18 protein-coding genes are annotated in these 21,273 nt (G+C 69.8%); 11 read left to right on the forward strand and 7 right to left on the reverse strand.

Translation table 11 applies throughout. The features are described from left to right. Window positions 1-77: 77 nt before the first annotated feature. The 3 genes from rplK (at window position 78) to GY24_RS01295 (ending at window position 1,866) form a co-directional block, all read left to right on the forward strand. On the forward strand, window positions 78-506 hold the full coding sequence (rplK, locus tag GY24_RS01285; protein ID WP_083362228.1) for a 50S ribosomal protein L11: 429 nt from the start codon (window positions 78-80) through the stop codon (window positions 504-506). A gap of 76 nt (window positions 507-582) precedes the next feature. Next, complete coding sequence (gene rplA, locus GY24_RS01290; RefSeq protein ID WP_083362227.1) at window positions 583-1,272, forward strand: 50S ribosomal protein L1; 690 nt, start codon at window positions 583-585, stop codon at window positions 1,270-1,272. Between the two features lie 222 nt (window positions 1,273-1,494). Beyond that, entirely contained in the window at window positions 1,495-1,866 is a 372-nt protein-coding gene (locus tag GY24_RS01295; protein ID WP_104473999.1) for an iron chaperone, read from the forward strand. A gap of 111 nt (window positions 1,867-1,977) precedes the next feature. Here GY24_RS01295 and GY24_RS01300 read toward each other — a convergent pair whose 3' ends face one another. The 4 genes from GY24_RS01300 to GY24_RS01315 form a co-directional block, all read right to left on the reverse strand. Next, complete coding sequence (locus GY24_RS01300; RefSeq protein ID WP_104474000.1) at window positions 1,978-3,339, reverse strand: NAD-dependent succinate-semialdehyde dehydrogenase; 1,362 nt, start codon at window positions 3,337-3,339, stop codon at window positions 1,978-1,980. Between the two features lie 114 nt (window positions 3,340-3,453). Beyond that, window positions 3,454-3,807, reverse strand: a complete 354-nt coding sequence (locus tag GY24_RS01305; RefSeq protein ID WP_104474001.1) for a cupin domain-containing protein — start codon at window positions 3,805-3,807, stop codon at window positions 3,454-3,456. Next, a complete protein-coding gene (locus GY24_RS01310) occupies window positions 3,804-5,249 on the reverse strand; it encodes an NAD(P)/FAD-dependent oxidoreductase (RefSeq protein ID WP_104474021.1) in 1,446 nt (481 codons plus the stop codon). Before GY24_RS01310 ends, GY24_RS01305 begins: the two co-directional genes overlap by 4 nt. Before the next feature lie 140 nt (window positions 5,250-5,389). Next, the gene (locus GY24_RS01315; protein WP_104474002.1) at window positions 5,390-6,622 is read right to left on the reverse strand and encodes an MFS transporter; all 1,233 of its coding nucleotides are present in this window, start codon (window positions 6,620-6,622) and stop codon (window positions 5,390-5,392) included. 131 nt (window positions 6,623-6,753) lie between these two features. On the opposite strand from GY24_RS01315, the gene GY24_RS01320 reads away from it, so the two are divergent. From GY24_RS01320 to GY24_RS01335, 4 genes are all read left to right on the forward strand, one after another. Next, complete coding sequence (locus tag GY24_RS01320) at window positions 6,754-7,614, forward strand: sulfurtransferase (RefSeq protein ID WP_104474003.1); 861 nt, start codon at window positions 6,754-6,756, stop codon at window positions 7,612-7,614. Window positions 7,615-7,874: 260 nt separating this feature from the next. Further along, window positions 7,875-8,762 (forward strand): ABC transporter substrate-binding protein, encoded by an 888-nt coding sequence (locus tag GY24_RS01325; RefSeq protein ID WP_104474004.1) that lies wholly within the window; start codon window positions 7,875-7,877, stop codon window positions 8,760-8,762. An 11-nt stretch (window positions 8,763-8,773) separates the two neighbouring features. Beyond that, entirely contained in the window at window positions 8,774-9,817 is a 1,044-nt protein-coding gene (locus GY24_RS01330; RefSeq protein WP_083362220.1) for an amino acid ABC transporter permease, read from the forward strand. A gap of 56 nt (window positions 9,818-9,873) precedes the next feature. Then, the gene (locus GY24_RS01335) at window positions 9,874-10,626 is read left to right on the forward strand and encodes an amino acid ABC transporter ATP-binding protein (RefSeq protein ID WP_133161079.1); all 753 of its coding nucleotides are present in this window, start codon (window positions 9,874-9,876) and stop codon (window positions 10,624-10,626) included. 178 nt (window positions 10,627-10,804) lie between these two features. Here GY24_RS01335 and GY24_RS01340 read toward each other — a convergent pair whose 3' ends face one another. Next, the gene (locus GY24_RS01340) at window positions 10,805-11,788 is read right to left on the reverse strand and encodes a formylglycine-generating enzyme family protein (RefSeq protein ID WP_104474006.1); all 984 of its coding nucleotides are present in this window, start codon (window positions 11,786-11,788) and stop codon (window positions 10,805-10,807) included. Next, complete coding sequence (locus GY24_RS01345) at window positions 11,788-12,756, reverse strand: sugar-binding transcriptional regulator (RefSeq protein WP_161498656.1); 969 nt, start codon at window positions 12,754-12,756, stop codon at window positions 11,788-11,790. Before GY24_RS01345 ends, GY24_RS01340 begins: the two co-directional genes overlap by 1 nt. Window positions 12,757-12,915: 159 nt before the next feature. On the opposite strand from GY24_RS01345, the gene GY24_RS01350 reads away from it, so the two are divergent. From GY24_RS01350 to GY24_RS01365, 4 genes are read left to right on the forward strand one after another with little or no spacing between them, the layout of a single operon-like run. Further along, window positions 12,916-14,286 carry an MFS transporter gene (locus tag GY24_RS01350; RefSeq protein ID WP_104474008.1) on the forward strand — a complete coding sequence of 457 codons (1,371 nt, stop codon included), beginning with the start codon at window positions 12,916-12,918 and terminating at the stop codon, window positions 14,284-14,286. Between the two features lie 43 nt (window positions 14,287-14,329). Then, window positions 14,330-15,772: a sulfatase family protein gene (locus GY24_RS01355; RefSeq protein WP_104474009.1), complete on the forward strand. Its 1,443-nt coding sequence runs from the start codon at window positions 14,330-14,332 to the stop codon at window positions 15,770-15,772. A gap of 32 nt (window positions 15,773-15,804) precedes the next feature. After that, window positions 15,805-16,836 (forward strand): NAD(P)-dependent alcohol dehydrogenase, encoded by a 1,032-nt coding sequence (locus tag GY24_RS01360; protein WP_104474010.1) that lies wholly within the window; start codon window positions 15,805-15,807, stop codon window positions 16,834-16,836. Beyond that, the gene (locus GY24_RS01365; RefSeq protein ID WP_104474011.1) at window positions 16,833-17,777 is read left to right on the forward strand and encodes a PfkB family carbohydrate kinase; all 945 of its coding nucleotides are present in this window, start codon (window positions 16,833-16,835) and stop codon (window positions 17,775-17,777) included. Before GY24_RS01360 ends, GY24_RS01365 begins: the two co-directional genes overlap by 4 nt. Before the next feature lie 150 nt (window positions 17,778-17,927). On the opposite strand, the gene GY24_RS01370 is transcribed toward GY24_RS01365, so the two are convergent. Then, window positions 17,928-21,273 (reverse strand): DUF3418 domain-containing protein (locus GY24_RS01370; RefSeq protein ID WP_104474022.1); only part of this gene is annotated, 3,346 nt, incomplete at its 5' end.

A 21,273-nucleotide genomic window follows, 5' to 3' on the forward strand; every position in this document is an offset into this window, starting at 1 on the left:
CACCGTCGCTCGGAGCGTCCGAGCGAACGGGAGAGTGCTCCGGCTTCCGGAGCGTTCGATAAGAAAGAGAGAAAACAATGGCACCGAAGAAGAAGGTTACTGGTCTGATCAAGCTTCAGATCAAGGCCGGCGCCGCAAACCCGGCCCCGCCCATCGGCCCGGCCCTGGGTCAGCACGGCGTGAACATCATGGAGTTCTGCAAGGCGTACAACGCGGCGACCGAGGCCCAGCGCGGCAACGTCATCCCCGTTGAGATCACCGTGTACGAGGACCGCTCCTTCACCTTCATCCTGAAGACCCCGCCCGCCGCGGAGCTCATCAAGAAGGCTGCAGGCGTTGCCAAGGGTTCGGGTACCCCCCACACCGTCAAGGTCGCAAACCTCAGCCCCGCTCAGGTGCGCGAGATCGCCGAGATGAAGATGGTTGACCTCAACGCCAACGACCTCGACGCCGCTGACAAGATCATCGCGGGCACCGCTCGCTCGATGGGCATCACGGTCGGCTAAGGCCAACCCCCTCCAACTTTCACTCGTGGCAGCGCCCGCCAGGCGCAGATGACCACATTCTCTCAAGGAGAACAACATGGCACAGAAGTCAAAGGCCTACCGGGCCGCGGCCGAGAAGATCGAAGCCGACAAGTTCTACACCCCCACCGAGGCAGTCACGCTTGCCAAGGAGACCGGTTCCGCCAAGTTCAACAGCACGGTTGAGGTTGCCCTCAAGCTGGGTGTTGACCCCCGCAAGGCAGACCAGATGGTGCGCGGCACCGTCATCCTGCCCCACGGCACCGGCAAGACCGCTCGCGTCATCGTGTTCGCAACGGGCCCCGCGGCTGAGGCAGCTATCGCTGCCGGCGCCGACGAGGTCGGTGGCGACGAGCTGATCGAGAAGGTGGCCGCTGGCTACACCGCTTTCGACTCGGCTGTCTCGACCCCCGAGCTCATGGGCAAGGTCGGTCGTCTCGGTAAGGTCCTCGGCCCGCGCGGCCTCATGCCGAACCCGAAGACCGGAACCGTGACGCCGGATGTGGCCAAGGCCGTCTCCGACATCAAGGGTGGAAAGATCGAGTTCCGCGTCGACAAGCACTCCAACGTGCACTTCGTCGTCGGCAAGGCGGCCTTCTCGGCCGAGCAGCTCGATGAGAACATCAAGGCCGCTCTCGAGGAGATCGTTCGCCTCAAGCCGTCCAGCTCCAAGGGCCGCTACATCCAGAAGGGCGCTGTGTCGACCACGTTCGGCCCCGGCATCCCCCTGGACGTCAACGCCATCTAGTCTCACCGCTTCATTCGAAGGGCCCGTCGCGCAAGCGGCGGGCCCTTCTGCGTTGCCGGATGCCGTCGCCGCCCCGTCGGCGCGAGGTCACGCCCTCCTCCGTCGGCGCGAGGGCGTCCCCTCCTCACGTTGGCTCGAGGGCGCCCCTCCTCACGTTGGCTCGAGGGAGCTTGCGACCGAAGCCAACCTCGCGAAACCCCCACCCGCGTGCAACCATGGGGGATGCCCGAGAGCACCGTCACCGAGTACCTGGCCGGGATCGCACCGGAAGCCGACCGCGCCGCCCTGCAGCGGGTCATCGACATCGCCCGCGAGGTGGCACCGGATGTCACGGAAGGCATGAGCTACGGCATGCCGACGCTGCTCTACCGCGGCAAGGGCTATGCCGCCGCCATGCAGACCAAGGCGCACCTGGCGCTGTACCCGTTCAGCGGCAGCGTGCTGCCGGCATTCGACGACGAGCTCGCCGACTTCTCGCACAGCATCAGCGCCCTGCGCTTCAGCGCGGAGCAGCCGGTTCCGGCCGATCTGCTCGGCCGCATCCTGCAGCTCCGCAAGGCTCAGATTGACGAGCAGCTGGACCGCAAGCGCTGACGTGCCGCTGCGGCATCCGCAGCCAGTTCGCGGATGCGGGCACGGAAATGGCCCCGACACGCCGCGTTCGCGGGCGTCCCGGGGCCATGCCTCCGCAGACCGGCTACAGGTCTAGCCGATGCGGATCATCTTCTTGTTGACGAACTCGTCGGCGCCGAAGCGGCCGAGCTCGCGGCCGGAGCCGGAACGCTTGACGCCGCCGAAGGGCAGCTCAGCGCCGTCCGCGCCGACGATGTTCACGAACACCATGCCGGCGTCGATGCCGTCGGCCACGCGGGCTGCCTGCTCCGGGTCGGTCGTGAAGACGAAGGAGCCGAGGCCGAACGGGGTGTCGTTGGCCAGCTCGACGGCCTCCTCCTCTGAGGCGACGCGGAAGACGGACGCGACCGGGCCGAAGAACTCCTCGTGGTAGACGTCGTTCGTCGGGTGGATGTCGGTGAGCACCGTCGCGGGGAAGAAGTTGCCGTTGCGCGGGCCGCCGGCCACGAGCGTCGCGCCCTGGGCGAGCGCGCGGTCGAGCTGGTTCTGCAGGGTGGTGGCGGCCGCCGCCGAGGAGAGCGGGCCGAGCACGGTGCCGTCGGCCAGCGGGTCGCCGGGGGCGAAGGAGGTGAACGCCGCGGTGAACTTCTCCAGGAACGCGTCGTACAGCTCATCGATCACGATGAAGCGCTTGGCCGCGTTGCAGGCCTGCCCGTTGTTGTCGATGCGGGCCATCACGGCCGCCTCGACGGTCGCGTCGAGGTCGTCCGTGCTGAGCAGGATGAACGGGTCGGAGCCACCGAGCTCCAGCACGACCTTCTTGAGGTGGCGGCCGGCGATCTCGGCGACCGCGGCGCCCGCGCGCTCGGAGCCGGTGAGCGAGACACCCTGCACGCGCGGGTCGGCGATGACCGTGGCGATCTGGTCGTGCGAGGCGTAGATGTTCACGTAGGCGCCGACGGGGAAGCCGGCGTCCAGGAAGATCTGCTCGATGGCCGCGGCCGACTCCGGGCACTGCTCGGCGTGCTTGAGCAGGATCGTGTTGCCGACGATCAGGTTCGGGCCGGCGAAGCGGGCGACCTGGTAGTACGGGAAGTTCCACGGCATGATGCCGAGCAGCACGCCGAGCGAGCGGCGTCGGATGAGGGCGGAGCCCTCGCCGGCGCGCAGCGTGATCTGCTCGTCGGCCATCAGGGCCTCGGCGTTCTCGGCGTAGTAGGCGTAGATGTCGGCGCTGAAGTCGACCTCTCCGAGCGCCTGCTCCAGCGGCTTGCCCATCTCGCGCACGATGATCTCGGCGAGGGCGTCGCGGCGCTCGACGTGCAGTTCGCCGACGCGGCGGATCAGAGCCGCCCGCTCGGCGACGCTCGAGTTGCGTGACCACCCGCGGTGCGCGGCATCCGCGGCGGCGATGGCCTCTGACAGCCCCTCGTCGCTGAGGGTGGGATAGCTGGTGACCGTCTCGCCGGTAGCGGGGTTGACCACTGCGTACATACTCGTGCGTTCCTCTCTCGGGGCGCTCGCGCCACCAGGGAGATGGGCCGCGACGCGCACTGCACCCAAGCTTAGGCGGGTAGCGGGGGCTGCACGAGGCTTGGGCGCGTCCGGTTAGCTGATGTAGACCTTGCGCAGCGTCTCGGTGACGGTCCAGATCGTGTTCGTCCCGCCGGCCAGGCGCACGACGGAGCCGGCGGAGACCTCGATGGTCTCGGCGTCCGGTCCGCCCGGTTCGAGCTCGACCGTGGCACGGCCGGAGAGCACGACGAACACCTCGTCGACCTCGACATCGCTCATGGTTCCGACCGACATCTCCCAGATGCCGATCTCCGCGTCGCCGAACTCGCCCAGCTCCACCGCTCCGGTCGTCGGGTTGCCGGCGATGCTCTGCTCGGCCGGGACCGCTTCGTGGGTGAGGGCGATGGATGTCGCATCGTTGACGATGCCGGGAACCAGAATGCTCATGAGTCGAATCCTAGACCCAGCGCGTCGAGCGTCTTGAGCAGCAGGTTGCGCTTGCCGTCGTTGTGGTCGGCGCGGTCGAGCGCCCAGCGGGTGGCGTTGATGCCGAGTGCGGCGGCCGGCTCCGGCGGGAACGGCAGCGGGCGCTCCCGCACCATGCGCAGCTGGGTTCGCTCGGTCTCCAGCCCGGCGAGCTTGTCGAGCATCACATTCGCGGCGAAGCGCGTGGCCGCCACCCCGAGCCCGGTGTAGCCGGCTGCGTAGGCGACGCGGCCGCCGCGCGCCGTGCCGTAGAAGGCCGAGAAGCGGGTGCAGGTGTCGATGGCGCCCGCCCACTTGTGGGTGAACCGGGTGCCCTCCAGCTGAGGGAACGTGGTGAAGAAGTGGTTGGCGAGCAGTTCGAACGCCGCCGGCCTGTCCTCGTAGCTCTGCCGCACCCGGCCGCCGTAGTGGTAGACGGCGTCATAGCCGCCGAACAGCACCCGGTTGTCGCGTGAGAGGCGGTAGTAGTGGAACTGATTGGCGACATCGCCGAGGCCCTGCCGGTTCTGCCAGCCGATCTCGCGCATCTGCGCATCGCTCAGCGGCTCGGTCATCAGCGCGTAGTCGTAGACCGGCACGGTCATCAGGGTGTTGCGCTTGAGCAGGGAGGGGAACACGTTGGTGGCGAGCACGGTCTGGCGACTGCGCACGCCGCCCTGTGCGGTGCGCAGGGAGACGGATCCCGCGTCCGCGCCCTTGTCGGTGTCGAGGGAGCGCACCGGGCTGTGCTCGAAGATCTGCACGCCCATCTCGGTGGCGACCCTGGCCAGCTCGAGGGCCAGCTTGGCGGGGTGCAGCAGGGCAGAGGTGCGCTTGTTCCAGAGCGCGGCCAAGTAGGTGGGGGAGTTGACCTCGGCCCTGGCCGCGTCGCCCACGAGCAGCTCGACGCTGTCGTCCCCGCGCGCCGCGGCATCCGCCGCCGCCTCGCGCAGCCACTCCACCTGGTGCGGCTCGACGGCGATGTCGAGTGCGCCGTTGCGCTCGAACTCGAAGTCCATGCCGAGCTCCGCGCTGGCCGCCTCGATCTCGTCGAGGTTCTCCAGGCCGAGCCGGTCGAGCTCATCGAGCTCCTCCGGCCAGCGGCTCTCGCCGTTCTCGCGGCCGTGGGTCAGGCTGGCCTCGCAGAACCCGCCGTTGCGGCCGGACGCCGCCCAGCCGATCCGCTGGCCCTCCAGCAGCACGACGCGGGCGTCCGGGTTGCGCTGCTTGGCGAGCACCGCCGCCCACAGCCCGGTGTAGCCGCCGCCGACGATGGCGAGGTCGGCGGTCACCGCCCCGCGCAGCTCCGGGTAGCGCGGGCGCTGCACGTCATCCAGCCAGAACGCGGCCTGCCGGGTGCCGGTCAGCGCGTGCTCGACCACGGAGGCCGCCGGTCGTCGTCTCTCGAAAACAGTCGTGCCCACGCGTATCATCGCTCCGTCTCGGCGTTCGCCGCACGGCATCCTCGCCGCGCGCTCCCGACCATCATGCCCGCCCCGCGGCATCCGCCGCCAGCGCGCCGTCGCAGCGCGCCGTCGCAGCGTGCCGTCGTCGCGGGGAGCGGCTAGGAGGTCGGCTGGACCGGGATCGCCTCGGTGTCGGGGAGCGGGCTCGCATCGCGGCCGCGGAGGTCCGGGTGGTGGCGCTTGGCGAGCACCGGCACGATGAAGCCGACCAGGGCGAAGAGCGCGGCGGCCCAGAAACCGCCGACCGCGCCGTTGCTGTCGATCAGGAAGCCGGCAGCCGCCGAGCCGAGGGCCGCACCGATGAGCTGGCCGGTGCCGACCCAGCCGTACGCCTCGGCGGTGTCGCTGAACTTGACGCTGGCCGAGACCATGGCGAACAGCACGGCCAGGGCCGGGGCGATGCCGATGCCGGCCACGAACAGGGCCGCCGAGAGCCACCAGAAGACCATGTCGCTGCTGACGAGCACCATCACCACGGCCGCGAGGCCCATGCCGACGAAGACGATGAGCATGCGGCGGGCCGTCGACCACGGGCCGATCGGAACGTGGCCGAGCCCCAGGCCGCCGGCGATTGAGCCGACGGAGAAGATCGCGAGCACGAGGCCGGCCTCGGCCCCGCCGTGGCCGAAGGTCGCGACGACCGCGGCCTCCACGGCGGCGCAGGCACCGACGAGCAGGAACCCGACGCCCGTCGCCAGCAGCACCGGCGGGCGGCGCAGCACCGCACCCAGCTTGCGCTTGCTGCGCGGGATGCGCACCCGGCCGAGTTCCGGCAGCACGATGAACCAGATGCCGCCGCCGACCATGAAGATCACGGCGAGCATGATGCCCCACACCGTGCTGATCTGGGTCGCGACGAACGTGGTGACGACGGGGCCGACCACCCAGATGATCTCCTGCGCGGTGGCGTCCAGCGAGAACAGGGGAGTGAGCTGCCGGGAGTTGACCATCTTCGGGTAGATGGTGCGCACGGCCGGCTGGATCGGGGGCATGCTGAGTCCGGCCAGCGCGCCGACCACCATGTAGAGGGGTACCGACATGGGCACGAGAGCGATCGTGCTGACCATGGCCGCGCAGATCGCCAGGGTGATCGTGAGCACGGGGCGCATTCCCCAGCGGCCCATGAGGCGGCTGGTCAGCGGGCCGGCAATGGCCTGGCCGACGCTGGTGGCAGCGAGCACGAGCCCGGCGGCTCCGTAGCTGCCCGTCTGCTGCTCCACGTGCAGCAGGAACGCGAGCGAGAGCATCCCGAACGGGAAGCGGGCCACGAGTTGGGCCGTGATGATGCGCGCAACGCCCGCCGTTTTGAGGAGGTCAGAGTAGGTGCTCACGATTCCCCAATTCTACCGAGCCGGTTTGGAGGCGGCGGCCAATCGTCGTCGCAGGATATAGCGTGTCAGAGGGTGCGCTTCGGCCGCTAGTCGGCCAAGTCGATGGAGCCGCCCCGATTGGAGAATGACGGATGCCGCACCCCCTCGTGACCGCCGACGAGCTCGCCGCCCTGCTGCAGGACGCCGCGGCCGGCACCCACGTGCGGGTGCTCGATGTGCGCTGGAGCCTCGGCGGCCCGCCCGGCCGGCCGCTGTTCGACGCTGGCCACATCCCCGGCGCCGTCTACGTCGACCTCGACACCGAGCTGGCCGGCCACGGCGAGCCCCGCGACGGGCGGCACCCGCTGCCGGACATGGCCGACTTCCAGACGGCGGCCCGCGGCTGGGGGCTGAACGACGGCGACACCGTCGTCGTCTACGACGACTGGCGCAGCCATGCCGCCGTGCGCGCCTGGTGGCTGCTGCGCTACGCCGGCGTCTCCGATGTGCGCGTGCTCGACGGCGCGCTGCCCGCCTGGCTGGCCGCCGGGCATCCGCTCGCGACGACCGCGCCCGCCGCCAATGCGCCCGCGCCGGGCACCCTGACCGTGGCGCCCGGCGGCTTGCCCGTGCTCACGATCGAGCAGGCGGGGGCGCTGCCAGATTCCGGCGTGCTGCTGGATGCCCGCGCCGCCGAGCGCTACCGCGGCGACGTCGAGCCGATCGACCCCCGCGCCGGGCACATCCCCGGTGCGCTGAGCGCGCCGACCGCCGGCAACCTCGACGGCGAGGGCCGATTCCTCGAGGCCGCGGCGCTGCGCGAGCGCTACGAGGCGCTCGGGGTGACGGATGCCGCGCCCGTCGGCGTGTACTGCGGCTCCGGCATCACCGCCGCCCATGACGCACTGGCGCTCACCCTCGCCGGATTCACGCCCGCACTGTTCCCCGGCTCGTGGTCGGCGTGGGCGAACCGCGCCGAGCTGCCGGTGGCGACCGGGCCGGCGTCCGCATAACGGGCGGCGCGAATCCAGCGCCGAGGGCGCATCGCGATCGGTGCTGGCATTCGCGCCGATACGCAATAAAAGTTCGCTGACCCGGGGTCATTCGCATGTAAATTGCGCGGAACTGCACATATCGCGCCTTCTTATGTGCGCCCAAAACGTTATCCCCGCAGCGAATCGCTGAGTTCCTCGTGCACTATGCTCAAACTCACCCGAGAAAAGGTCACGTCCACAACGATGTGGGGACCGACCCTAGAGCAGAGGATTCCGCAATGAGACTTCGTTACGCCGTTCCCGCCCTCGCAGCCGCAGCCGTGCTGCTGCTCTCTGGCTGTGTAGACAACTCCAGCCCGAGCACGGGTGGCAGCGAGAGCGCTCCGGCCATCGCCAAGGACGACGCAGCCGCGGCGCTGCTGCCAGAGGGCGTCGGCGACAATGGCAAGCTCATCATCGGCATCGACCCGACCTACGCGCCCAACGAGTTCAAGGACGCCGACGGCAACCCGATCGGCTGGGGTGCGGAGCTGGCAGAGGGCATCGCCGCCAAGCTCGGGCTGACCCCCGAGTTCCAGGTCTCCAAGTTCGACAACATCATCCCGAGTGTCACCGGTGGCAAGGCCGACATCGGCATGTCCAGCTTCACCATCACCGAGGAGCGGATGAAGCAGGTCGACTTCGTCAACTACTTCAACGCCGGCATCCAGTGGGCCTCGGCCAAGGGCAATGACGTCGACCCCGACAACGCCTGTGGCCTCAAGGTCGCCGTGCAGGCCACCACCTTCGAGGACACCGACGAGGTTCCCGCCAAGAGCGAGGCCTGTGTCGCTGCCGGCAAGGCGCCCATCGACAAGAAGCAGTTCGACACGCAGGATGCCGCGACGAACGCCGTCAAGCTTGGCCAGGTCGACGCGATGAGCGCCGACTCGCCCGTCACCCTCTACGCAATCTCCCAGACCGGCGACGCACTCCAGCTCGCGGGCGAGACCTTCGACGTCGCCCCGTACGGTGTCGTCGTCGCGAAGGACTCCGGCATGGCCGAAGCCGTGCAGGCCGCCCTCCAGTCGATGGTCGACGACGGCAGCTACAAGAAGATCCTCGATGGCTGGGGCGTCTCGGACGGCGGCATCAGCACGATCACCATCAACGTCGCAACCTCCTAAAGAAATAACTCATGACAACATCTGAACCACACCGTTCGGCGGCAGGGGATTCCCTGCCGCCGAACGGCGTTGGCGGCGCCTCCGCCCTCAAAGCCATCCGCCTGAAGCACCCCTGGCGCAACACCTTCGCCGTGGTGCTCGTCGTGATCTTCGCGCTCTTCGTCATCGACGCGGCACAGCGCCCGGCCTACGACTGGCCCTCCGTGGGCAAGTACCTCTTCGACAGCCGCGTCTCGGCGGCGGCGCTCGTCACCCTCGAGCTCACCGTGCTCGCGATGTTCTTCGCGATCATCCTCGGTGTGTCGCTGGCGATCATGCGCCTCTCGCCGAACCCCGTGGTCAAGGGCGTCGCCTGGTTCTACCTCTGGATCTTCCGCGGCACCCCGGTCTACGTGCAGCTCGTGTTCTGGGGCCTCATTGCGATCATCTACAAGACGATCGACATCGGCCTCCCGTTCAGCGAGCCGTGGGTGACCTTCAGCACCAACGACCTGATCGGCGCCTTCTGGCTCGCCGTGATCGGACTCGCCCTCAACGAGGCCGCGTACATGGCCGAGATCGTGCGCGCCGGCCTGCTCTCCGTTGACAAGGGTCAGGAGGAGGCGGCCACCGCGCTCGGCATGGGCTGGTTCCAGACCATGCGCCGGGTGATCCTGCCGCAGGCCATGCGCGTGATCATCCCGCCGACCGGCAACGAGGTCATCTCGATGCTGAAGACCACCTCGCTGGTCACGGCCGTGCCGCTCTCCACCGAGTTGTACAGTCGCACCCGCGACATCTCGGCCGAGACGTTCAACCCGATCCCGCTGCTCATCGTGGCATCCATCTGGTACCTCGCCTTCACCTCGGTGCTCATGGTCGGCCAGTACTTCCTCGAGCGCTACTTCGCTCGCGGCGTCGGCGACCGCCGCCCCGACCGCGGCACGACGGCCACCGGAACCCTGCCCGTCATCGGCGGCAACCAGCCCACCGTCATCACCGGCGCCGCCCCTGTCCAGGGCGCGGATGCCGGCGACCAGCCGATCGACCCCGGACACGGAGGAACCCGCTCATGAGCGACACCCTGAGCGGCGGCAACACGTCTGCTGCACCCGCCACCCCCGCGGCGCCGATGGTCGTCGCCGAGGCCGTCTCGAAGAGCTTCGGCTCCAACGAGGTGCTCAAGTCGATCTCCCTCGAGGTCAAGCACGGCGAGGTGCTCTGCCTCGTCGGGCCCAGCGGCTCCGGCAAGTCCACCTTCCTGCGCTGCATCAACCACCTCGAGGTGCTCTCCTCCGGGCGGCTCAGCGTCGACGGCCAGCTCGTCGGGTTCCGCGAGTCGGGTGACAAGCTCTACGAGCTGCACCCCAAGGAGGCCGCCAAGCAGCGCCGCGACATCGGCATGGTGTTCCAGCGCTTCAACCTGTTCCCGCACATGACGGCGATCGAGAACATCATGGAGGCGCCGATCCGGGTCAAGGGCCAGAAGAAGGCGGTGGTCGAGAAGCGCGCCCGCGAGCTGCTGGACCGCGTCGGTCTCGCCGACCGCGCCGACTACTACCCGGCGCACCTCTCGGGCGGCCAGCAGCAGCGCGTGGCCATCGCGCGCGCACTCGCCATGGACCCCAAGCTCATGCTGTTCGATGAGCCGACCAGCGCGCTCGACCCCGAGCTCGTCGGCGAGGTGCTCGACGTCATGAAGGAGCTCGCCAAGTCGGGCATGACCATGATCGTCGTCACCCACGAGATGGGCTTCGCCCGCGAGGTGGCCGACACCCTGGTGTTCATGGACGGCGGCGTCGTCGTCGAGGCCGGCGACCCGCGCGAGGTGCTCGCCAACCCGCAGCACCAGCGCACCAAGGCGTTCCTCTCCAAGGTGCTCTAGCAGAACTCGCTGGTCGAGTAGCGAGGAACGAGCGTATCGGGACCGCGCACGAGGCCCGGCTTCCCGCGGGAAGCCGGGCCTCGTTGCATCCCCGCCGGGTTCGCTCAACCGGCGGGTTTTCGCATTCCCCGTTGGCTCGAGGGAGCGTGCGACCGAAGCCAACCAACCGCAGCCGTGCCTACGTGGCGACCGGCGGGGCGAGAAGGGCGACGGTGCGGAATCCGGCGTTGGACATCGACGAGTCCGGAGTGTTCGACGAGCGGGCCGCGTTGCGGTACCGATTGCAGTACGAGTCGTGGCAGAGGAACGACCCACCGCGCATGACGCGCAGCGCGCCAGAATCCGGGCCGCGCGGGTTCTCGCTCGGCGAGGCGGCGTAGTACCCGGGGTCGAACCAGTCCGCGCACCACTCCCAGACGTTGCCGACGCTCTGCCAGAGCCCGTAGGCGTTGGGGGTGAAGCTGCGCACCGGGGCGGTGGTGAGCCAACCGTCATCCAGCGTGTTCACGGTGGGGAAGGTGCCCTGCCAGATGTTCATCCGCCAGTCCTCGCGCTCGTTGCCCCACGGGTAGCGCGCCCCGTCGAGGCCGCCCCGGGACGCCGCCTCCCACTGTGCCTCACTGGGCAGCGCGCGGCCGGCCCAGCGGCAGTAGGCCGCGGCGTCGTTCCAGCTCACGTGCACGACGGGGTGGTCGCCGAGGCCGCTCAGGTCGGAGTCGCTGCCGCCCGGGTGCTGCCAATCGGCGCCGCGCACGCCGAGCCACCACGGGGTCGCCGGCGGCTGCCCGACGATGTCTTTCTGCGGTGCGGCCAGTGCGAGGTGGAAGACGGCGGAGTAGCCGAACGTCTCGGCCTCCGTGCGGTAGCCGGTGGCCTCGACGAAGGCCCGGAACGCATCATTCGTCACGGAGGTCGCGTCGATGCTGAAGGCGTCGAGGGCCACGGCGTGCACCGGCTGCTCGCCGTCTGCGCGGTAGCCGACGCCCTGGTGGTCGCCCATGGAGAAGGTCTGGGCCGGAACGAGCGCCTGCGCGATCGCATGCCCGGGGTTGCCCGGCTTGCCCGATTCTGTGCCGGGCGAGGCTGCGCGGGGGGAGAGGGGCAAACCCTTCCGGCCCTGTGGGGCGCAGCACGAGCCGCCGTGCGCGTCGCCCACGCTCATCAGAGCCCCAGCTTCTCGGTGATGGCGTCGGCGAGTGCGCTGTCGATGATCAGCGTGTGCGCGTAGCCGGCGCGGGCGGCCGCGATGGTCGCGTCGACGCGGTGGGCACCGTAGCTGGTGGCCACGATGTGCGGAACGGCGCGCAACTGCTCGGCCGAGATGCCCAGCACCCGGTCGTCGAGGGCGGCGAGTGCGAGTGCGCCGTCGCCGGTGAAGACGCGGCCGCTGATCTCGCCGACCGCGCCGGCCGCCGCGGCCTGCTGTGCCAGCTTCGCCGGGACGAGGGGGTAGAGCGAGGAGCCCTCCTCCGACCACGTGCCGACCGAGACGACGGCAATGCTGAGGTCTGCTGCCCGCTTCAGGCAGGCGGCGATCTCGGCCTGCTGCTCCAGCGCACGCCGGATGTCGGGGCTCTCCACCACCAGGGGGGCGTAGATCGGGTAGGCGGTGCCGTGGGCGAGTCGGGCGACGTGGCGGATGATCTCGACGGAACCCATGCGGTTTCCGGTGAGGGTGAGCGCTCCGGCCAGCTGCACGACATCGCACGGCGCGAGGTGGTCGAGGTGGGCGGCCATCGACTCGATCGCGCGACTCCAGGTGAGCCCGACGGCATCCCCCTCGAGCACGGTCGCGCTGAGGTAGCGCGCCAGCGCCTCGCCGACGCTGTCCAGCGAGGGCTCCAGGCCGAGCTTGCGCGAGCGGCCGACCACGATGGTCTCGGCCAGGCCGAGGGCGCTCGTGATCTTCGCGCCGGTGACCGAATCGATCTCGGCCGGGTCGCCGACAGAGATGCGCACCAGCCCGGAGGCGCGGGCGTCTTCGAGGATGCGGGCGACCTGCCAGCGGCTGAGCAGCTCACGCTCGGCGATCGCCACCTTCGACTCGTCGTCGAGGTAGTAGGAGCGGGCAACTCTCAGCACCTGTGACGGATCATGGGTGGGGTGTTTCGGGGGTGTGCGAGTTGCCACTTCGAGCCTCATTCCTCTTCGGGCTGTCATTCTACCGCTCATATGTGCGAAATACGCCTCACGTTTGCGCGATGCATTCCCGATGGCTACAGTGAACCGATCACTAATGTGCAAATGGCTGCGCTCATTTGAGCGCAACACGTCCAAAGAAGGGCCCCCATGACTTCCCCCACGTCCGTGGCAACCGCAGCTGCACCTGCGGCCGCCATCCCCGCCTCGCCCAAGAAGGCCGTCGCCGCAGCATTCGCCGGCGCATTCATCGAGTGGTACGACTTCTACCTGTACGGCATCGCTGCCGCGCTCGTGTTCCCCCGCATCTTCTTCCCCGAGTCAGACCCGACCGTTGCACTGCTGATGTCGTTCGGCAGTTTCGCGGCCGGCTTCCTGATGCGCCCGCTCGGCGCCATCGTGTTCGGCCACTTCGGCGACAAGCTGGGCCGCAAGAAGATGCTGATCATGACGGTGCTGATCATTGGTATCTGCACCTTCGTCATTGGCCTGCTGCCCGGCTACGAGCAGCTCGGTGTGTTGTCGGTCGTGCTGCTTCTGCTCGCACGCCTGCTGCAGGGCTTTGGCATCGGCGGTGAGTTCGGCGGCGGCTCCCTCGTTGCCCTCGAGAACGCGCCCACGGGTAAGCGCGGCCTCATGGGCAGCTTCCACCAGATGGGTACCCCGGCCGGACTCCTGGTCTCGACAGGCGTGTTCAGCCTGATGCAGCTGCTCCCCGAGGACGACTTCTTCTCGTGGGGCTGGCGCGTGCCGTTCCTGCTCAGCGGCGTCTTCGTTCTGCTCGCCTTCGTCATCCGTCGTTCGCTGCCGGAGACGCCGGCCTTCGAGGCCGACAAGGACGAGGTGCGATCCGTTCCGTTCTTCGCGCTGATCCGCGAGGGCTGGAAGAACCTGCTCCTCGGCATCGGCGCCCGCATGGCCGACGCCGTGACCTACAACATCATCAACGTGTTCGCGATCTCCTTCACGACCACCTACCTCGGCCTGCCGAGCACCCTGATCCTGGTCGGCTTCACGATCTCGGCCGGCGTGCAGATGGTGCTGCTGCCGTTCTTCGGCAGCTGGTCCGACCGTATCGGTCGTCGCCCGATCTACCTGGCCGGCATCGTCATCTGCGGCGTCGGAGCGCTGTTCTACTTCCCGATCCTCCAGCTCAACCAGCCGCTCAGCACCTGGTTGATCATCGTGGCCCTGCACGCGGTCGGAACCGGCATGATGTTCTCCATCCAGGGAGCATTCTTCGCCGAGATGTTCGGCACTCGCATGCGCTACACCGGCCTCGGCGTCGTCTACCAGAGCTCCGCCCTGATCGGTGGCGCCCCGACCCCCGCGATCGCCGTCGCGCTGACCTCGGTCTTCCTCGGCTCGTACTGGCCCGCCGTGATCTACCTGATCGCCGCCTGCGTGATCAGCGCGATCTGTGTGCTGCTGGCATCCGAGAACTCCAAGCTCGACCTCAGCGACACCTCGGCCATCGTCACGAACAACAGCGCGCGCAAGCTCGCGCGCGCAGCCCGCTAGGCAGCGGCAGAGCGACAAGCCAGCGGAAGGCAGGCAGACACCCATGACCACCAACGACACGCGCCCCAATATCGTGCTCATCATGACCGATCAGCAGCGCTTCGACTCGATCGCGGCCCTCGGCCACGACCACGTCGACACGCCGCACCTCGATCGACTCGTGCGCGAGGGCACCGCATTCACCAACACCTACGTGGCCTCGCCCTCCTGCGCACCCTCGCGGGCGAGCCTGTTCACGGGGCTGTACCCGCACAGCTCCGGCGTGCTGCGGAACGACGACAAGTGGTCGCACTCGTGGGTGGAGCTGTTGGCGGCGGAGGGGTACCGCTGCACCAGCGTGGGCAAGATGCACACCTACCCGTATGAGGCGTCGGTCGGATTCCACGAGCGGCACGTCATCGAGAACAAGGACCGTGCACACCCGAATCTGCCGTACTTCCTCGACCAGTGGGACAAGGCCATCTGGATCCGGGGCCACGAGAAGCCCTCCCGCGTGACGTACCGCACGCGGGAGGACTACTCGGAGCGCCTCGGCGCATTCGAGTGGGAGCTGCCGGACGACCTGCACGCCGACAACTTCGTCGGCAACCTGGCCCGGCACTGGCTGGACACCTACCCGGACAAGAACGCCCCCTTCTTCCTGCAGATCGGGTTCCCCGGGCCGCACCCGCCCTACGACCCCACCGCGAAGCACCTGGAGCCGTATCTGGACCGGGCGATGCCGGAGGCCAAGCGCACCCAGGCCGACCTGGACTCGCAGCCCACGCCGCTCAAGGAGTTGCGCAAGCACCACCAGGCCAACGACCACGACGCGATCGTGCAGCTGGAGAACCCCACCGCCGAGCAGCTCGAGCGCCAGCGCCGGCACTACTTCGCCAATGTCTCGCTGATCGACGAGCAGGTCGGCGGCATCCTCGATGCCCTCGACGAGCGCGGCGTGCTCGAGAACACCATCGTGGTCTTCACCTCCGACCACGGCGACGCGCTGAACGACCACGGTCACTCCCAGAAGTGGACGATGTACGAGCCGAGCGTGCACGTGCCCGGCATCATCTGGGGCCCCGGCCGGGTGAAGGGCGACCAGCAGCTGAGCGGCCTGGTGTCGCTGATGGATGTCGCGCCGACGCTCCTGGAGCTGGCCGGCATCACCCCGCCGGTCTGGATGGAAGCCGAGTCGCTGCTGCCCGCGCTGCGCGGCGAGGAGTGGAGCGGGCGCCGCTACGTGTTCTCCGAGCACGCCCGCGACTTCATCCTCACCGAGACGGCGCTCATGACGATGGTGCGCGACGAGCAGTTCAAGCTCGTCGAGTTCATCGACTACGACGAGGGCCAGCTCTTCGACCTCGCCGCCGACCCGCACGAGGAGACCAACCTGTGGAGCGAGCCAGGGCACGCGGAGGTGCGCACCCGCCTGGAGAAGGCGATCTCGCACTGGCGCGCCACCAGCTCGATGCACACAGCAACGTGGGGCAAGGAATGGCGGTAGCCGGCCGCCCCACCACCACCCGAGGAGACCAGATGACCACCACACCCGTGCTGCCAGAGACGATGCGCGTCTCGCAGCTGGACGCCGCGCACAACGTGCGCCTGACCGAACGCCCCGTGCCGACGCCCGGCCCCCGCGAGGTGCTCGTGCGCGTCGCCGCCGTTGGCGTGTGCGGCAGCGACACCCACTACTACGAGCACGGACGGATCGGGCCCTTCGTGGTCGCCGCCCCGCTCGTGCTCGGCCATGAGGCCTCGGGAACGATCGTGGCCGTCGGCAGCGGGGTGGATGCGGCACGCATCGGATCCCGGGTGTCGATCGAGCCGCAGAAGCCGTGCCGCGCCTGCGAGCAGTGCAAGGCCGGCCGCTACAACCTCTGCGCCGCCATGGAGTTCTTCGCGACGCCGCCGATCGACGGTGCATTCGCCGAGTACGTGCTCATCGAGCAGGACTTCGCGCACGACGTGCCCGACTCGATCAGCGACGCCTCCGCGGCGCTGGTCGAGCCGCTCTCCGTCGGAATCGCCGCCTGCCGCAAGGCCGAGGTCACCGCGGGCTCGCGGGTGCTCATCGCCGGGGCCGGCCCGATCGGCGTCATAACCGCGCAGGTCGCCCGCGCATTCGGCGCGGTCGAGGTGCACATCAGCGATGTCTCCGAGCCGCGCCTGGCGTTCGCGCTGCAACACGGCGCCACCCATGCACACCTCGCAGGGGCCCCGCTGGAACACCTCGCCGTTGACGCCTTCATCGACGCCTCCGGAGCCGCGCCCGCCATCCGGGCCGGCATCCCCGCCGTGCGCCCGGCCGGCCGCGTGATCCTCGTCGGCCTCGGCGCCGACAGCCTCGAGATGCCGGTCAACCTGATCCAGAACAACGAGCTCTGGGTGACGGGCGTGTTCCGCTACGCGAACACCTGGCCGACCGCGATCGCACTGCTGGCCAACGGCAGCGTCAACCTCGACGACCTCGTCACCGGCAGCTTCGGCCTCGACGAGGTCGAGGCGGCGCTGACCGCATCGCGGGACGGCGCCAGCATGAAGACGATCGTGACGCCCGCATCATGAGCGCCGGCGCAGCCGCGACGGCGACGTCCGTCGCCGTCGTCGGTGAGGCGCTCATCGATGTGATCCACCGCGCGGGCGGCGTCGAGAAGCACACGGGTGGCGGGCCGCTCAACATCGCCGTCGGACTGGCGCGGCTGGGCGTCCTCAGCGCCCTCGTCAGCGCCGTCGGCGACGACGAGCACGGCGACCGCATCCGTGGCTACCTGGCCGAGAACGGCGTGACCCTGCACAACGCCGATGTGCAGGGCGCGGCGACGAGCACCGCGATCGCCCAGATCAGCGCGACGGGCGATGCGAGCTACCAGTTCGCCGTCAACTGGGCCGTGCAACCGGGCGGGGTTGCGCTCGACGCCCCCGTCCAGCACGTGCACGTCGGCTCGCTCGGCGCCGTGCTGGCGCCGGGCGCCGACGCGGTCTTCGCGTGGGCGCGGGGCCTGCGCGCGAGCGCCAGCGTGAGCTTCGACCCGAACTGCCGCCCCCTGCTCGGCATCGCGCCGGCCGCGGCGCGCGTCGCGGCCGAGCGCTTCGTGCGGAGCAGCGACATCGTGAAGGCCAGCGAGGAGGACCTCGGCTGGCTCTACCCCGGGCAGAGCCCGGTGGAGGCGGCGCGGCGGTGGGCCGAGATGGGGCCGGAACTCGTGGTCGTGACCCGGGGCGGCGACGGATCCGTCGCGCTGACCCCGGGCGGCGCCGAGGCCATCGTGGTGGATGCCGTGCGCAGCCTCGGCCTGGTCGACACCGTCGGGGCCGGCGACTCGTACATGGCGGCGCTCGTCGCCGCGATCGACGACGCGGCGGCCATCGGGCCGGAGCGGCGCGGCCGCCTCGACGAGCAGACGCTGCGCTCGGTGCTGCGCTACGCGAGCGCGGCCGCGGCGATCACCTGCTCGCGGGCCGGGGCCAACCCGCCCACCCGCGCAGAGGTCGCCCGCCTGCTCTGACGACCCGGCGCTCCTGCGCGCAGCCGGAGGCTCCGTGTGACACGCCGTGCCCCCGCCCGGGGCACGGCGTGTCCGCGTTTCCACCGGCTGGCCGCACCCCGGTTGGCTCGAGGACGCGCCAGCGACCGAAACCAACCGGCCGGGTCGCCGCTATCCCGCGAGCACCTTGTTGATGCGCTGCAGGGAGACGCTCTCCGCGGTGCGCAGCTCCTGCGCGAACAGGCTGATGCGCAGCTCCTCCAACATCCAGCGGGCCTTCACGAGATTCGCCGGCGCATGCGGCGCCAGCGGGATCGTGCCGCCGGCATTGCGGAACGCGGTCTGCGCGGCCTCGATCTCGGTGAGCCCGACCCGGTCGCGACCCGGGTTCGCCACGAGCTTCTCGACGCGCACGCTGATGCCGCCGAGGTAGCGCGGCAGGTGCCGCAGCCGCTCCAGCCCGGTCTGCGAGACGAAGCCGGGGTAGACCAGCCCGTCCAGCTGCTGGCGGGCATCGGCCAGCGCCGACATGATCGTGATGCTGCTCGCCGCCTTGAGTGCTTTGTCGGCCTTGCGCGCGGCAGTGAGGGCGCTGGTCACCATCTTCACCGTCTCGAACATGGTGTCCATCACCACGGACGACACCCGGTCGCGCACCGTCTCGAACTCGGCCTTGCTGAACACGAGCCCGTCCGGCTTCACCCGGAACAGCACATCGTCGACGCAGGCGGCCAGGCAGTCATCGAAGAGTGCCTGGGTGGTGCGGTACGGGCTGGCCGCCAGCGTGAGCTTCTCGTTGCCGGTCAGGTGCTTCTGCACGTAGCTCGACGGCGACGGCACGGCCAACAGAAGCAGGCGCCGGATGCCGCCGGGCATCGCCCGCGCCTGCTCCTCGGCGGTCGTCAGCAGCCGCAGCGCGACGCTCTGGCCCTCGTCGACCAACGCCGGGTAGGCGCGGATCGTGTTGCCGCCCTGCTGCAGGTCGACGAAGCGCGGGATCTCGGTGCCCTGCTGGTCCGGCCCGTTCCCGGGAATGTTCGGCAGCCCGGTGGGGAAGGTGGTGAGCCCGCTGCGCTCGACGAACGCGGAGGCCGCCGGGGCGCCGGGGCCGCTGGGCCGGCCGGGTCGCCCGCCGCGCGGCTGCACGCTGAAGTCGCCGGTCTGGGTGTCGTCGGAGCCCGGCCGCCCGCCGCGTCGGCCGCGGCCGCCGGCATCCGGGTCGGCGAAGCTGCTCGCCACGGCGTCGCGGGCCCGCTCGCTGAGCCGGCCCTGCAGTGCGCGCAGGTCCTTGTCGCTGTCGATCTCGCGGCCCTTCCCGTCGACGACGCGGAAGGTGACCCGCAGGTGCGGCGGCACCCGGTCCAGGTCGAAGTCCGCGCCGGTGACGGGGATGTGGACAAGCTTCTTGATCACGGCGGCGATGGCCTCGGTGAACGGCGTCACGGTGACGGGTGCGGTGCTGCGCGAGCCGGCCGCGCCGCCCTCCGGACGCTCCGGCAGCTCGGCGGCGATCTTGGCCGCCCAGTCGGCCGCCGGGACGACGTTGCGCCGGATCACCTTGGGCAGGCTCTTCAGCAGCGCGGTGATGAGCTCGCCGCGCAGGCCGTCCACCTGCCAGTCGAAGCCCTCCGGCCGCAGCCGGGCCAGCAGGGTCAGCGGCACGACGACGCTCACGCCGTCGTCGACCGCGCCCGGCTCGAACTTGTAGCGCAGCGTGAAGACCTGGTCGTCCTGGCGCCAGCTCGGCGGGAACAGCGTGCTGTCGGCCTCGCTGCTGACGTCCTCGGGCACGAGGGCCTCGGCCGTCATGGTCAGCAGCTCCGGCGTCTCCTTGTGCGCGGTGCGCCACCAGGTCTCGAAGCTGCGGGTCGAGGCCACTTCGGGCGGGATCCGCCGGTTGTAGAACTCGAACACGGCCTCGTCGTCGACCAGGATGTCGCGGCGCCTGGTGCGCTCCTCGAGCTGCTCGAGCTCGGCGCGCAGCCGCTTGTTGGCGCGGTCGAAGGCCGTCAGGCCGGCGTTCAGCCGCGAGACGTCCCACTCGCCCTCAACGAGCGCGTGCCGGATGAACAGCTCGCGCGCATAGTGCGGGTCGATGTTGCCGAACTGCACCCGGCGCTTCGGCACGATCGGCACGCCGTACAGCGTCACCTTCTCGTAGGCGATGACCGAGCCCTGGCTCTTGGACCAGTGCGGCTCCGAGTAGCTGCGCTTGCAGAGGTCGCCGGCCAGCGGCTCGGCCCAGGCCGGGTCGATGGCGGCGTTGGTGCGGGCGAACAGGCGGCTGGTCTCAACCAGCTCGGCGCTCATCACGGCATCCGGCTGCTTCTTCGCCAGGGCCGAGCCGGGGAACAGCGTGAACCGGGCCTGCCGGGCGCCGATGTACTCGCCCTTGCCGCGGCGGGCGCCCGCCGCCTCCTTCGATCCGCGCGGGCCGCTCGCCTTCGCCGCCTGCGCCTGGTCCTTCAGACCGATGTGGCTGAGCAGGCCGCTGAGCAGCGCGCGGTGGATGCCGTCGGGGTTCGGTGCACTCGCCTCGCCATCGCGGGCGGTCTCGTGCACCGTCAGCCCCAGCGGCTTGGCCAGCTGGCGCAGCTGCCGGTAGACGTCGTTCCACTCGCGAACGCGCAGGTAGTTGAGGTGCTCGGCCTTGCACAGCCGGCGGAACGCGCTGGAGCCGAGCTCGCGCTGCTGCTTCTCGAGGTAGTTCCAGAGGTTCAGCAGGCTGAGGAAGTCGCTCGTCGGGTCGGCGAAGCGCGCATGCTTCTCGTCGGCCTGCTGGCGGCGCTCGAGCGGGCGCTCACGCGGATCCTGGATGGTGAGGCCGGCCACGATCGCCAGCACGTCGCGGCTGACGTTCTGCGTCTTCGACTCGATCACCATGCGGCCGAAGCGCGGGTCGATGGGCAGCTTGGAGAGTTGCTGGCCGATGCGGGTGAGCTTCGGGGTGGCGGATGCCGCGGCTGTCGTGCCCGCGCGAATCGCGCCAAGTTCAGAGAGCAGGTCGAGGCCGTCCTTGACGCCGCGGGAATCCGGCGGGGTGAGGAACGGGAACTGCGCGATGTCGCCGAGGTCGAGCGCGATCATCTGCAGGATGACGGCGGCCAGGTTGGTGCGCAACACCTCCGGCTCGGTGAACTCGGGGCGGCGGTTGAAGTCCTCCTCCGAGTACAGCCGGATGGCGATGCCGTTGCTGGTGCGGCCGGAACGGCCGGAGCGCTGGTTGGCGCTGGCCTGCGAGATGGCCTCGATGGGCAGCCGCTGCACCTTGGAGCGCACGCTGTACCGGCTGATGCGGGCGGTGCCCGCGTCGATCACATACTTGATGCCGGGCACGGTGAGGCTGGTCTCGGCCACGTTGGTGGCGAGGATCACGCGGCGGCGCACACCGGCGACCGTCGAGGGCTGGAACACCCGGTGCTGGTCGGCGGCGGAGAGCCGCCCATAGAGGGGGAGCACCTCGGTGACGCCGGCGCGACCGCCGGCCGAGGCCCCGTAGTGACCGCGCACGGCCTCC

This window comes from Microterricola pindariensis (assembly GCF_002936985.1).
Classification (GTDB): domain Bacteria; phylum Actinomycetota; class Actinomycetes; order Actinomycetales; family Microbacteriaceae; genus Microterricola; species Microterricola pindariensis.

Bases quoted from the DNA above. Each gene is read 5' to 3' on its own strand.
- GY24_RS01340 (WP_104474006.1), bottom strand. From the start codon at position 11,788: ATGAGCGTGGGCGACGCGCACGGCGGCTCGTGCTGCGCCCCACAGGGC.
- GY24_RS01360 (WP_104474010.1), top strand. From the start codon at position 15,805: ATGACCACCACACCCGTGCTGCCAGAGACGATGCGCGTCTCGCAGCTG.
- GY24_RS01305 (WP_104474001.1), bottom strand. From the start codon at position 3,807: ATGAGCATTCTGGTTCCCGGCATCGTCAACGATGCGACATCCATCGCC.
- GY24_RS01330 (WP_083362220.1), top strand. From the start codon at position 8,774: ATGACAACATCTGAACCACACCGTTCGGCGGCAGGGGATTCCCTGCCG.
- GY24_RS01300 (WP_104474000.1), bottom strand. From the start codon at position 3,339: ATGTACGCAGTGGTCAACCCCGCTACCGGCGAGACGGTCACCAGCTAT.
- GY24_RS01350 (WP_104474008.1), top strand. From the start codon at position 12,916: ATGACTTCCCCCACGTCCGTGGCAACCGCAGCTGCACCTGCGGCCGCC.
- GY24_RS01335 (WP_133161079.1), top strand. From the start codon at position 9,874: ATGGTCGTCGCCGAGGCCGTCTCGAAGAGCTTCGGCTCCAACGAGGTG.
- rplK (WP_083362228.1), top strand. From the start codon at position 78: ATGGCACCGAAGAAGAAGGTTACTGGTCTGATCAAGCTTCAGATCAAG.
- rplA (WP_083362227.1), top strand. From the start codon at position 583: ATGGCACAGAAGTCAAAGGCCTACCGGGCCGCGGCCGAGAAGATCGAA.
- GY24_RS01365 (WP_104474011.1), top strand. From the start codon at position 16,833: ATGAGCGCCGGCGCAGCCGCGACGGCGACGTCCGTCGCCGTCGTCGGT.
- GY24_RS01325 (WP_104474004.1), top strand. From the start codon at position 7,875: ATGAGACTTCGTTACGCCGTTCCCGCCCTCGCAGCCGCAGCCGTGCTG.
- GY24_RS01355 (WP_104474009.1), top strand. From the start codon at position 14,330: ATGACCACCAACGACACGCGCCCCAATATCGTGCTCATCATGACCGAT.
- GY24_RS01295 (WP_104473999.1), top strand. From the start codon at position 1,495: ATGCCCGAGAGCACCGTCACCGAGTACCTGGCCGGGATCGCACCGGAA.
- GY24_RS01320 (WP_104474003.1), top strand. From the start codon at position 6,754: ATGCCGCACCCCCTCGTGACCGCCGACGAGCTCGCCGCCCTGCTGCAG.